The sequence below is a fragment of the Butyricimonas sp. DFI.6.44 genome (assembly GCF_022132345.1).
GTDB classification, from domain to species: Bacteria; Bacteroidota; Bacteroidia; order Bacteroidales; family Marinifilaceae; genus Butyricimonas; species Butyricimonas muris.
Genome location: NZ_JAKNJD010000010.1, coordinates 121,063 through 134,163 on the forward strand (window position 1 = coordinate 121,063; position 13,101 = coordinate 134,163).

A 13,101-nucleotide genomic window follows, 5' to 3' on the forward strand; every position below is an offset into this window, starting at 1 on the left:
AGATTTTAGATTGCTTCCCCTTGTTCGTGCGCTCAACTACCACTGTATAGGTGAATTGGAGGGGACATTTTCCATTTTCCATTTTCAATTATTTACTCATAAATCTTGCCTCGCTGTGGTAATTATCTTTCTCGATGTCGATATCGGGTTCGATGAGTTCGCCGGAGCCGGACAAGGTGAATTTCAAGTATTTGATCTGTTTCCCTCGGGATAACCATTGTTGTTCGTAGAATGTTTTGATACCTAGTATTTTATCATCCAGTTCGCTCGCGTAAAGGTCGTCCGTGTTGACAAAAGCGGTCAATCCGTTCAGGCGGATAAGTTCAGCCGTGTATTGATACAGGAAAGGACTATCCGTTTTGAGGTGGATGATTCCGTCTTCTTTCAGCATCTTTTTATAGAGCGAGAGGAAGCGGGTTCCCGTCAGGCGCTTGCGGGCCTTTGCCATTTGCGGGTCGGGGAACGTGATCCATATTTCGGAGATTTCCCCGGGGGCGAATACCGACTCAAGCATCTCGGCATGCGTGCGCAGGAATACCACGTTTTTCATGCCCTTTTCTTGGGCTATTTTAGCCCCGGTCCACATCCGGGCTCCTTTGATGTCTAACCCGATAAAATTCTTCTCCGGGTAGAGTTCTCCCAGTCCCACGGCGTACTCGCCTTTGCCGCATCCCACTTCCAGTACAATCGGGTGGGCGTTGCCGAACACTTGTTCTCCCCATTTCCCTTTTAGCTTGTAATCCGTGCGGAAAACCTCGTCATGTTTCGGTTGGAACACGTTATCCAGTGTTTCCATTTCCGCGAATTTTGCCAGCTTATTCTTCGCCATATCCCAATCGCTTAATTTTCTAATTTAGTTATCTTAACCCCTATATTTTTTATTCCTTTCAATTCCTTTTCTTTCATGCGGTGACCGATCTCTACCGTGTAGATACCCGCGGAATCCAAGTGAAGTATTTCTTCCGAGGTTTGGGTTACGGTTTTCAATCCTCCCAATCCTTGTCCCACCCATTCGCCGTCCTTATCCGCCAAAGTGATGTCCGAACTTAGGTTGATTGTTGTCAGGTGCGGGTGGGAGATGGTGAGCCAACAACTCAGACCATGTAGTTTATAATCCGTCGAGTGCCGTACGCATGTGCTTAACACGTAATCGCCCGGTCGCGTGATGTTGAATTCAAATTTGTAATTACTATCCCGGTTCCATGTCTCGCGGGCGATGGATTTGTAATTTCCCGCGTCGGGGGTAATGTTACAAGCCATGCAACACGATAAAATGAATAAAGTGTAAATACCAAGTTTCTTGCTCATCACGTTCGGTCGTTATTGCTCGTTTTTAATAGTGTTTCCAGTTCCGCGATCATCATTGCCGTGGCTCCCCAGATAAAATGATTATCAATCTTGTAGCCCGGTGCGACAATCTGTCGGTCGTTCCGGTAAAGCGAACGCGAAGTTTTATTCTTGTCGTCAAATAAATCATTTAACGGGATGACTATCACTTCCTCCACTTCATCTTCCGAGAGTACAAAATTAGGTATTTTCGGGATTGTTCCAACAATGGGTGTTATATTAAAGTTGCTTAACGGGATATACACGTCGCTCAAACTCCCGATAATCGTGACGTCTTCGGGGTTTACCCCGATCTCCTCGTGACACTCCCGCAAAGCGGTATCACGTGCATTCGTGTCTTCCGGCTCCGTCTTCCCACCCGGCAGGGCGATTTGTCCCCCGTGATATTTCCCCACCGAAGTACGTTGTATAAAAGGGATTGCCCAATCCTCCCGGTAAGGCATCAGCAGCATGAGCACGGCGCTATTCACGGGGGAATGCTGATGTATTTCTTCTATTCCCTTAACGTGATTAGGTTCGGGTGTCATGAGGGCGTGTGCCGCCGCTCCCGGTAATTCTCGTGCTAGAACTTTTTGAACTGTTTCAATTGTCACCGTTAATCTAAAATTTAAAATCTAAAATCAGTATGGTTTTTGTACGGCACTCAACACCCTTAAGATGTTATCTCCCCACAACTTGTGCAATTCTTCCGGCGTGTAGCCTTCGCGGAGGAGTTCCACGGTGAGGTTGATAACCTCGTTGGCGGCACGGCAGCCGATAAGTTTTTCCGTGTCGTCGCCGTCGAAGTCCGTGCCGATGCCCACGTGGTCGATGCCCACGAGGCGGACGATGTGGTTGATATGAGCCACGGCGTCCAGAATGGTCGGGTTGGGTTGCTCGCTCAGGAACGAGTTGTACAGGCACACCTGTACAACGCCTCCCTTGTCGGCGATGGCTCGAATCTGGTCATCTGTCAAATTGCGGGGGTGATTGCGTAACGCTCTCGCGGACGAGTGGGAAGCGATAATCGGGGCTTCGCTGGTTTCCAGCACATCCTGCACGGTTTTGGCGTTGGCATGCGAGATGTCCACGATAATTCCCAAGCGGTTCATCTCTTTCACGACTTGCCGTCCGAAATCACTCAACCCGTTGTGTTCCGGTTCGCCTTTTGCCGAGTCGCAAATGTCATTGCTGCCGTTATGGCACAGGGTGATATAAGTGACTCCCATTTTCTTGAACATCTCGAGGTTCGCGATATCCTTCCCGATAGCGTACCCGTTTTCGATGGCAAGGAATATCGCTTTCTTTCCGGCATTCTTCAGGTAAAGCAGGTCGTCCTCGTTATAGGCAATTCCCACTCGCGACTGGTTCAGTTTCACTTGTTCCGATATCTGGTACAGGATGTCTACAGCCTTTCGGGTGGCGGCACGTGAGGCTTCCTCGTCCCGGCTGTCTTGATGCAGGTAAGCTACCATGAAGACGGCGTCCTCTCTTCCTTCCTGCATTTTGGGGAGATCTACTTTCACGTCCTCGTGGCGTTGTCCGAAATTGAAACCCGGGGTGAATTTCATCGGGGTATCGCAGTGTGAATCGACAATCAAGCTGTTCCGGTGGATTTCTTTTGCCTTCTTGAACAGGGTGGCCTCGCTGACGAAATAATAGAAAAGTTTCATCATCTGTTCGTCGGGGCGTACCGCCATTTTCTCCGGGTGCCATTGCACGCTGAAGACGCGGTGTCCCGGCATACCTTCCATCGCCTCGATAATCCCGTCGGCAGAGGTCGCCGTCACGCGGAATCCGGGGGCGATGTCCTTGATGGCCTGATGATGGTAAGAATTAACCGTGATGGAGTCTTCTCCCATGATTGAGTGGAGTATCGAGTTATTGATGATATTCACCCGGTGCGAGCCGTATTCCCGGCTGATTGTCTGGCTGTGTTTTAAAGCCGGTTGCTCGTGTTGCGAGTAGATATCCTGATAGTTGGTACCCCCGAAAGCCATGTTGATAATCTGGTGTCCGCGGCATATCCCGAAGATGGGGATTTGTCGGTCGGATGCCAGTTTTACCAGCGTCAGGTCGAATTGATCTCTCGCGGCATCCACGTCCCGCAGGGGAGGGATGGGGTCTTCGTTCCCGTACAGCGGGTTGATATCGCCCCCGCCCGTGAGCATAAGCCCGTCGAGCGTGTCTATCGTTGCCCGCAAGCTCTCGATGTCATTATGCACGGGTATTAGCACGGGAATACCGCCCGCTTGCAGGATGGAAATCACGTATGAATGTTCTATACAGGAGTTCCCGTTCTCGAAATTTGCCGTGATACCGATAACCGGTGCGTGGGCTTGTGTCTGGCGATCGTCTATCGCCTTGTATAAGGTATCCAGATTTGCCGGATAAATAATGTTATTCATAGAAATGCAAGTTACAATTGAAAATTGAAAATGGAGAATTGAAAATGTAAGTATTCGCCATAAATCTGAAATCATAAATCATAAATTATAAATCATCGGTCACGGGAATTTTAATTCGCCCCCGTTCGGTTGCACGATAAGTTCCGCGTTCGTTCCCAGTATCAACGGGTAATTGCCTCGGGTATGCCCTGCCGGTAGCCCGAAGCAAACCGGGTACGCGTAATCTTTCACGGCATCGTGAATGATGTGGTTCACCCTTTCCTTAAATTCGGGATCGTCATTCCGTCCGAATTCCCCGACCGCGAGTCCTGCCAGATGTTGGAACTTGCCCGCGTATTTCATGCATCGGATGCTTCGGTCAATCCGGTATATATCGTCTGTCGGGTCTTCAAGGAAAAGAATCGTGCCCCGCGTATCGCGTTCGATGCGCGTGTCGTGCAAGCTGTGAATCCATGTCAGCATTCCGCCGATAAGTTCCGCTTCCGCGAGTCCCGTGCGGTTCAGCGGGTGAGGTTTCGTGGCGTACGCCGAAATAATACCGAACAAGAAATTCCGGAGTTGTGTCAACGCTTCCGGTGTCGTTTCTTGGAGGTTCGAGGGCATGGAAGCGTGAAGGCTTTCGATGCCTAACGAGTGTAACTTCGAGTGCAGCACGGTAATGTCGTTCATGCCGATTACCCATTTCGGGTTTCCCTGAAACACGGAATAGTCGGCATCCTCGATGATGCGGAGTATCCCGTAATCTCCCGCCATGCACCAGATAGCCCTGACGTCCTCGGCGTCAAGCGCGGCTTGTAGGTCTGCCAAACGTTCTTCATCAGTCCCTGCCATTCGTCCGTCCCGCGCCAAGACGTGTTCCCCGGGAACGGGAATCAGTTCCCACGAGGCGAGTAATGCTACTGCAGCGTCCAGTTGTTCTTTTGTCGTGATGCCCGAGGGGGAAATAAGCGCCACCTTATCCCCCGGCTGCAGGTATATAGGTCGTAACATAATAACGATAGTTTTTATTGTACGAAGGTACGGTTTTAATTTGAAAACACATTATACTTTGTCAATAGAATTACTCGCCGCGGGCTGACGGGGGATTTCTCCCACTCGTCCAGAGGGATTCATTCATCGCTAGCTCTGAATAAAAGTATTGATAAAGTATTATTAAATGATTTATATCGTATTATAATCGAATAACAATCGAATAGCAATCGTATAACAGTTGAGGAAAACTCGGGGAATGTGCGGGGAAGGATACAGTGATTTAGCGTGTTGATTTTAACGTGATGTTAGCGATATTTTTATTAACTTTGCGACTTCATGGAGCACTAAAGTTTTTTCCTTTGGCTTTATGGATTTTATAAACTTTATAACTTTACAAACTCTAAATACATGAGCAAGTTCAAGAGAAATTTGGTTACCACGGCGTTGCCTTACGCTAACGGTCCTGTGCATATCGGGCATCTGGCAGGTGTTTACGTGCCCGCTGATATTTACGTGCGTTACTTGAGAAAGAAGGGTGAGGAGGTCGCGTTTATCGGCGGCTCGGACGAGCACGGGGTACCTATCACGATCAAGGCGCAGAAGGAAGGGGTAACCCCGCAGGATATTGTTGATCGTTATCACAAGATTATTAAGGATTCATTTGCCGAGTTGGGCATCTCTTTTGATATATATTCCCGCACGAGTTCGAAGACGCATCACGAGTTGTCGTCGGCGTTTTTCAAGAAACTTTATGACGAGGGGAAGTTTATAGAGAAGACTTCCATGCAGTTCTATGACGAGAAAGCGGGGCAGTTCCTTGCCGACCGTTATATTATAGGTACATGCCCCCATTGTGGGAACGAGCGGGCGTATGGCGACCAGTGCGAGGCATGCGGCACGAGCCTGAACGCTACCGATCTGATAAACCCGGTATCCGCTATCACGGGGAATAAACCGGAATTGAAGGAAACGAAACACTGGTATCTGCCTTTGGATCAATACGAGGGATGGTTGAAGGAGTGGATTCTGGAGGAGCATAAGGAATGGAAGCCGAACGTTTACGGGCAATGCAAATCGTGGTTGGATAGCGGTTTGCAGCCTCGCGCAGTGACCCGTGATTTGGATTGGGGTGTGCCTGTCCCGGTAGAGGGAGCCGAGGGGAAAGTGCTTTACGTGTGGTTTGACGCCCCTATCGGTTATATTTCCGCCACGAAAGATCTCACGCCGGAATGGGAAAAGTATTGGAAAGACCCGGAAACGCGCATGATTCATTTTATCGGTAAGGATAATATCGTGTTCCATTGTATTATTTTCCCGGCGATGTTGAAAGCCGAGGGTGCTTATATTTTGCCGGACAACGTGCCTGCCAACGAGTTCCTGAATCTGGAGGGAGATAAGATTTCCACGTCCCGCAACTGGGCGGTTTGGTTGCACGAGTATCTGGTGGATTTCCCCGGGAAACAGGACGTGTTGCGCTACGTGTTGACCGCCAATGCACCGGAAACGAAGGATAACGATTTCACGTGGAAGGATTTCCAAACCCGCAATAATAGCGAGCTGGTGGCTATCTACGGGAATTTCATCAACCGCACGCTGGTGCTGACGCAGAAGTATTTCGATAATATCGTGCCGGAACGGGGTGAATTGACGGATTACGACAGGGAGGTTCTTGCCGAGATACCGCGAATCATCGAACGCGTGGAGAAGAGTTTGGATACGTTCCATTTCCGCGACGCTTTGAAGGAAGCGATGAATCTTGCCCGTCTGGGTAATAAATATCTTGCCGATACCGAACCTTGGAAAGTGATCAAGACGGACGAGGTGCGGGTGAAAACCATTTTGAATATCTGTTTGCAGATTTCGGCTAATCTTTCCACTTTGATGGAACCGTTTATGCCGTTCTCTTCACGAAAGTTGCGCGAGTTCATGAATATCGATGCGATCGAGTGGAGCAAGATGGGCGACGGCGTGATCCAAGCGGGACACGAGTTGGGACAGGCAGGATTGTTGTTCGACAAGATCGAGGACGACGTGATTCAAGCGCAGGTTGATAAACTGCTTGCCACGAAAAAAGCGAACGAGATGGCGTCTGCCACGGCTGCTCCCGCGAAGGAGAACATCAATTATGATGATTTTATGAAGATGGATATTCGCGTGGGTAAGATTATTGCCGCCGAGAAAGTGGCTAAGACGAAGAAGTTGATGAAATTGACTGTCGATACGGGTATCGATCAGCGGACTATCGTGTCGGGCATTGCCGAGCATTATGCGCCGGAGGAGGTGATCGGGCGGCAGGTGAGCGTGCTGGTGAATCTGGAGCCGAAACCGTTGAAGGGGATTGTGTCACAAGGCATGATACTGATGGCGGAGAATGTCGACGGGACTCTTTCTTTTGTTACTCCCGATAAGGAGGTGAAACCGGGATCGGAGATACGATAACGGGGAAATGAACAATTTTTGAAGAATATACTTTGAGGCTGCCATTTTTTGGCAGTCTTTTTTTTGTTTTCTTGCTTGGATGATTTGTTATAAAATTTCAGAATAGGGAGGTGAATTAGGATTTTGTTAACTTCGGTTCACGAGGAGATGTGATGGTGTTATGTGCTGATTATCAGTTGTATTTGTATTGAAATGTAATTCTTAAAAAAATAGTTGTCATTTTTAAGACTAACAAATATTTAACCTTACCTCAACTAAAGTATAACAGTAATAATCTCATTTTCATGGAGTAATGCCTTACCTTTGTATCGTAAGAAATTACAAAAGCCAATATGGCAAGAATGAATAAGAATAATAATTTAAAAAATAATGATATGAAAAAGTATATTGTATTAGTTTGCATCGGGATGTTAGCATTGTTTGTAGGTGGAATCAGTTTAGCAAAAACTCAGACCAACGGAATAGAGTGTGCTTACGCTAAGCAACAGAATCTTAACGCTACTTCCAAGGTCGTGAAAGTACAGAAAGTGGGAAAAGATGTGATTTACGGTCCCGTGAGCTTGCCCGAGGTGGTTGTAAGCACGAAGAGGAAAGCATGAATCGGCTTTTGTAAAGAATAGGAAAACGAGGCTTTTGACAGGCCTCGTTTTTTATTGCCCGAATATTTGCCCCGCGTGTATCGTTGCATTTATTTTGGATTGACAAAATAATCCTTATTTTTGTATCTGAATACTAGATGACGAACCGGATGCAGGCTATAAACATTCATTCAGAGGAGTTTTTGGAAGATTTGAAACAAGGAAGACAAGAGGCTTTCCAAGCTTTGTTCATGTCTTTTCATAAACCCTTGTGTTTTTTTGCCGCCCGTGTCGTGAGGGATGGCGAGGAGGCGGAGGATATCGTGCAGGAGGTGTTTCTCTCGTTCTGGAAAATGGAGCGGGAGAGTTTCCCAAATTTGAAAACGATCAAGACTTTTCTTTATAATAGCGTGCAGAATCGTTGTTTGAATTATTTACGGAATTTGGAGATTCGGGACCGGAATTACCGGAATCTGAACCGGGAAGAATTGGACGAGGATTATTTCCTGTGCCAGCAGATTCGTGCTGAAATTGTCGCGGAGCTTTTCGGGGCAATAGACGAATTGCCGGAGAAGAGCAAGGAGATTTTCAAGAAATCGTATATCGACGGGCAGGAGGATAAGAAGATTGCCGAGGAGTTGGGAATTTCGTTGAACACGATTAAAACTCAAAAGCAACGGGCAAAGTCTTTTCTGAGGGTACGTTTGGGGGATTTATTCGTTTATGTAGGGATGTTCTTCCCGGGAATCTAAAATATTTTTTACTTCCGTGTCACCCATTTGCCGGACGAGTGTGTTTCTGGTGTAAATGAACGTGAAAGATGGGAATAGAAAAGGAAATACATGAATTGATTATTGCTTATCTGCGGGGAGATATTTCCACGGAGGAACAGGTTGTGTTGCGGGAATGGTTGGCGCGGGATCGTCGTCACGGGGAGTTGTTGGAGGAGTTGAAGAGTAAGGACGTGCTCCGGCGGGATGCGGTTATTTATGCCTCGTTCGATACGGCAGGACGATGGAAGAGGTTGCGGCAGGAGATGAATAAGGTGCCTCGCGGGAAATCCCGGCTATTGCTTCGTTGGGTGGCGGTTGCCGCGGTGTTTGCTGTTGCGGTTTTGACCGGGGTGTTTTATTGGCAGGCGTATGACAGTCCGGGGGTGGAAGTGGCGGACAGTGTACGGATTCTTCCCGGAAGCTCGCACGCCGTGTTGATCACGGAGAGCGGAAAACAAGTATCGCTTTTGGGAATGAAGGATACCACGCTTGTGTTTGCCGGAAATGAACGCGTGGAGATCAGTGAAGACGGTCGTTTGAAATATCATCTGACTACAGCTTCGACTGTACCGGAATGGCATACATTGAAGATCCCGCGGGGTGGTGAGTTCCAGATTACGTTGGATGACGGGACGGAGGTTTGGTTGAATAGTGATACCGAGTTAAGATACCCGTCTCATTTTGTCGGGACGGAAAGACGCGTGCAATTGACAGGAGAGGCTTATTTTAAAGTCGCACCGAACGAGGAGGCTCCTTTTATAGTAGATACGAGGGGAATGGATGTAAAGGTGTTGGGGACTTCTTTCAATTTATCCGTGTACCCGGATGAAAAGGTATGTCACGCTACTCTTGAGAAGGGGCGGATACAGGTAAACGATAAGGAGAACGGGAAGCAGGTGGTGTTGAGCCCGGGAGAGCAGGCGGTGTTGTCGGGAGAGATGTTGGAGGTGCGAACGGTGAACACGAGGTTGTACAGTTCATGGATAAAAGGACGTTTTTCGTTCGCGAGCGAGGATTTGGAAGGGGTTATGCGAACATTATCGCGTTGGTATAACGTGGAGTATGTTTTCTCGAATGTCTCGATGAAGGATAAACGTTTCACGGGAACTATACCGAAATACACGGAGATCTCTCAAGCGTTGAAGATGATAGAGATGACTTCCGACGTGCAATTCAAAATACGGGGAACGACGATTATTATACAATAAAAAACAGGAAGTGCGGCTAACACGTCCTGTCTTAAGTGAGAAATTGATTTTACCACAAACAATTTAACATTACAAAGTTATGAAAAAAAAACCGAATGTAAGAGCGGGGGAACCTGCTTTTAGGAAAATTTGTACAGTTATGAAACTATGTCTTGTTCTATCTTTACTGGCGGTATTGTCCGTGTCTGCACGCGGTGTGGCGCAGAACGTGAAACTGTCTATGGAGAAAAAGTCCGTGAGTTTATTGAATGTGTTGAATGAACTTGGGGAGAAGTCCGGTTATGAGTTTTTCTACAATGATGACGAAGTTACCGGGGTAAAGGTGTCCGTGTCCGCGAAGGACGCGACGGTGCAGGAGATTCTGGACCAAGTTTTGAAAGGAACGTCATTGACTTATCACATCGTGGATGACGTGTTTATTATTACCCCGAAGAAAGCCACGGATGAGAAAAAGAATGTATGGCGGATTTCCGGGGTGGTGAAGGATAATAAAGGTGAGCTTCTGCCCGGGGTGACGGTAGTGATAAAGGGTACACAGGCCGGAACGGCGACAGACGCGAACGGAAAGTTCAAAATAGAGTTTTTGGATGCTGAAAAGAAATCCGTTACGCTGGTATTCTCTTTTATCGGAATGGTCACTCAGGAACGGGAGATAAAAGAGTACGTGAAGGAGGGACTTGAAATAGTCATGCAACCGGACGAGGAAGAACTGGAGGAAGTTATTATTACCGGTATGGGGAATAAGGCTAAAAGCAGTTTCACGGGTTCGGCAACTGTCGTTAGCCGTAAGCAGTTGATGAGCGTGGGGACAAAGAGTTTGTTACAGAGCTTGGCGGCTTTTGTTCCGGGGCTGCAAATCGTGAAGAATAATGATATGGGGTCAGACCCGAACACGAGACCGGAGATTCTGATTCGCGGCCGAAGCAGTTTCGAGGGCTCTTCCAATGTACCGACCTTTATCGTGGATGGGGCTGAGGTCGATTTGGATTATGTTTTCGATATGGATATGAATGACGTGGAGACGGTGACCGTGTTGAAAGATGCTTCGGCTTCCGCGTTATACGGTTCTAAAGCGGCAAAAGGCGTGGTGGTTATCACGACAAGACCTTTGCGTGCCGGAAAGTTGAGGGTTTCTTACAGCGGAACTTTACGGACTTCGATACCGGATGTGCGGGATTATGATTTGTTGAACGCGGCGGAAAAATTGGAGTACGAGCGTTTGGCAGGGGTGTATGATGATAGTGGAAAATCGCAATACGAGAAAGATATTGAGTATAATGAAAAATTCAAGCGGGTACGGGAAGGTGTGAATACGGACTGGTTGTCCAAACCGTTACGTAATTCTGTTTCACAGAATCATAATTTGAATGTTGCCGGGGGGGATGATTATATCCGTTATACTCTGGGGACCCGTTACGGTTCGGAACAGGGGGTGATGAAAAAATCAAAACGTGATCGTTATTCTTTGAACTTCAGGTTGTCGTATAATAAACAGGATAAGGTTTACGTGTCGAACACGACGACGATTACCTCGGTGAATAGCGAGGAATCACCTTACGGCACTTTTAATAAATATGTCGAGTTGAACCCGTATGATCGGGCTTATAATTTGGATGGAACGTTGAATAAGGTGTTGAGTTTTGGTGTTTCCAATCCGTTGTTCGAGGCGACGCTGGGTAGTTATGATCGAAGTGAACAATTTTATTTGAATAATGTGCTTGATTTGCGTGTAGAGGTGTTGCCGGGTTTTCGGGTGGAAGGTTTTTTCTCGCTGAATAAGTCAAAAGATGATACGGAGAAATTTACTTCTCCGGAGTCGTACGAGTTCAGGAATAAGGATGCTTCGGAATCCGGGAGAATAGAGGTGTCGAATAATAAAGCGATGACTTATGAAGGGCGTGTTACTCTGTCTTATAATAAGATGTTCGGGACGGGAACATTGTTGAACGCGATGGGGGGCGGGAATGTACAGTCCTCGGAAAGGAACGGTAATGGTTACGCGGGGGTGGGGCTTTATTCGGATAAGCTGGGACATCCCGCTTTTGCCACAAGGTATCCGGAAGGTGCGACCCCGAGCGGAAGTCAGGATTTGGAACGTTCCATGGGATTGTTCCTGAACGCTAACGTGATTTATGATGACCGTTATTTTGCCGATGCTTCAATCCGGTATGAAGGGTCTTCCAAATTCGGCGAAGATCAGCGTTTTACGCCTTTCTGGAGTTTAGGGTTGGGGTGGAATATTCATAAAGAGAAATTTTTGAATATGTCTTCGACGGATAGGATTAAGTTGCGCGGGAGTTTGGGATACACGGGTAACGCTTCTTTTTCTCCCTATCAGGCAATGACAACGTATAAATATGATGCAGGTTTGGATTATGATAAGGGGATAGGGGCGATTCCCATGGCTATCGGCAATCCGGATCTGAAGTGGGAGAGGGCGTTGACTTATAATGTCGGGTTGGATGTCGTTTTGTTTAAGAACCGGTTGGATTTCACGTTGGAATATTATAGCAAGACAACGGATAATTTGCTGTTGGATGTGGCGAAAGCTCCTTCCGTGGGAACGACCACGGCAAAAGAGAATATGGGTAAATTGTTGAATACCGGTATCGAGTTCCAGACCCGGGTGGTAGCGGTTTCCAATAAAAGTTGGAATTGGTCGCTATCGTTGAATATGCAGCATAACGAGAATAAAATTAAAAAGATCAGTAATGCCTTGGAGAAGATGAACGAGGAGTTGAATACGGCGGAGGGGACGTTGTTGCCACCCCCTGTTTACGTGGAAGGAGAGTCATTGAGTGCCGTGAAGGCCGTGAAATCCGGGGGTATTGATCCGGCTACCGGGCAGGAGGTTTTTATTGATCGGTTTGGTGTCCCGACTTTTATTTATAATTATTGGGATAAGCGGACGTACGGGGATTCGGACCCAACGGTGTCCGGGACGTTGGGTACCTATTTGACGTTTAAAGGTTTCGCTTTGAATATGTTGTTTAATTACGAGTTGGGTGCGACGGTTTATAACCAGACGTTGGTGACTCGGGTTGAAGGTGCCAATCCGCGACGGAATGCAGATAAACGGGTATTCCAAAGTCGCTGGAAAGAGGTGGGGGACCGGGTGAAATATAAGAATATCGCGGATCAGACAACTCCCGATATTACCAGTCGTTTCGTGCGGGACGAGTATATGATTAATATGCAGAGTTTGAGTCTTTCATATGATTTTACCCCGGAGATTTGTCAAAAACTTTATTTAAGCCGTTTGAGGGTGGAGTTTTTGATGAATGATGTGTTCCGGGCTTCAACGATCAAGCAGGAACGAGGGTTCTCGTACCCTTTTGCCCGGAGTTTCGAATTTTCGCTTAGTGCAGCATTTTGATACGAACTACTAAAACGAATG

10 protein-coding genes are annotated in these 13,101 nt (G+C 47.4%); 5 read left to right on the plus strand and 5 right to left on the minus strand.

Features of this window, described 5'->3' with window-relative positions; all coding sequences use genetic code 11:
* Positions 1-88: 88 nt before the first annotated feature.
* The 5 genes from trmB to L0M98_RS14780 all read right to left on the minus strand — a co-directional run bounded on the left by trmB (position 89) and on the right by L0M98_RS14780 (position 4,724).
* Positions 89-829, minus strand: coding sequence for a tRNA (guanosine(46)-N7)-methyltransferase TrmB (trmB, locus tag L0M98_RS14760; RefSeq protein WP_099294269.1), 741 nt, complete (start codon positions 827-829; stop codon positions 89-91).
* A gap of 11 nt (positions 830-840) precedes the next feature.
* Positions 841-1,308, minus strand: coding sequence for a gliding motility lipoprotein GldH (locus L0M98_RS14765; protein WP_099294267.1), 468 nt, complete (start codon positions 1,306-1,308; stop codon positions 841-843).
* The gene (locus L0M98_RS14770) at positions 1,308-1,940 is read right to left on the minus strand and encodes an NUDIX hydrolase (protein WP_099294265.1); all 633 of its coding nucleotides are present in this window, start codon (positions 1,938-1,940) and stop codon (positions 1,308-1,310) included. The genes L0M98_RS14765 and L0M98_RS14770 overlap by 1 nt, the downstream gene beginning before the upstream one ends.
* A 27-nt stretch (positions 1,941-1,967) precedes the next feature.
* Positions 1,968-3,734, minus strand: a complete 1,767-nt coding sequence (locus L0M98_RS14775) for a gamma-glutamyl-gamma-aminobutyrate hydrolase family protein (protein WP_227216775.1) — start codon at positions 3,732-3,734, stop codon at positions 1,968-1,970.
* Between the two features lie 99 nt (positions 3,735-3,833).
* Positions 3,834-4,724: a S66 peptidase family protein gene (locus L0M98_RS14780; protein ID WP_227216774.1), complete on the minus strand. Its 891-nt coding sequence runs from the start codon at positions 4,722-4,724 to the stop codon at positions 3,834-3,836.
* Between the two features lie 390 nt (positions 4,725-5,114).
* On the opposite strand from L0M98_RS14780, the gene metG reads away from it, so the two are divergent.
* The 5 genes from metG (at position 5,115) to L0M98_RS14805 (ending at position 13,080) form a co-directional block, all read left to right on the plus strand.
* Positions 5,115-7,145, plus strand: coding sequence for a methionine--tRNA ligase (metG, locus tag L0M98_RS14785; RefSeq protein ID WP_227216773.1), 2,031 nt, complete (start codon positions 5,115-5,117; stop codon positions 7,143-7,145).
* A gap of 374 nt (positions 7,146-7,519) precedes the next feature.
* On the plus strand, positions 7,520-7,744 hold the full coding sequence (locus L0M98_RS14790; protein ID WP_099294257.1) for a hypothetical protein: 225 nt from the start codon (positions 7,520-7,522) through the stop codon (positions 7,742-7,744).
* Positions 7,745-7,881: 137 nt separating this feature from the next.
* On the plus strand, positions 7,882-8,475 hold the full coding sequence (locus tag L0M98_RS14795) for an RNA polymerase sigma-70 factor (protein ID WP_237961738.1): 594 nt from the start codon (positions 7,882-7,884) through the stop codon (positions 8,473-8,475).
* Positions 8,476-8,543: 68 nt separating this feature from the next.
* A complete protein-coding gene (locus tag L0M98_RS14800) occupies positions 8,544-9,704 on the plus strand; it encodes a FecR domain-containing protein (RefSeq protein ID WP_227216771.1) in 1,161 nt (386 codons plus the stop codon).
* Positions 9,705-9,843: 139 nt separating this feature from the next.
* Entirely contained in the window at positions 9,844-13,080 is a 3,237-nt protein-coding gene (locus L0M98_RS14805; RefSeq protein WP_227216770.1) for a SusC/RagA family TonB-linked outer membrane protein, read from the plus strand.
* Positions 13,081-13,101: the final 21 nt, after the last annotated feature.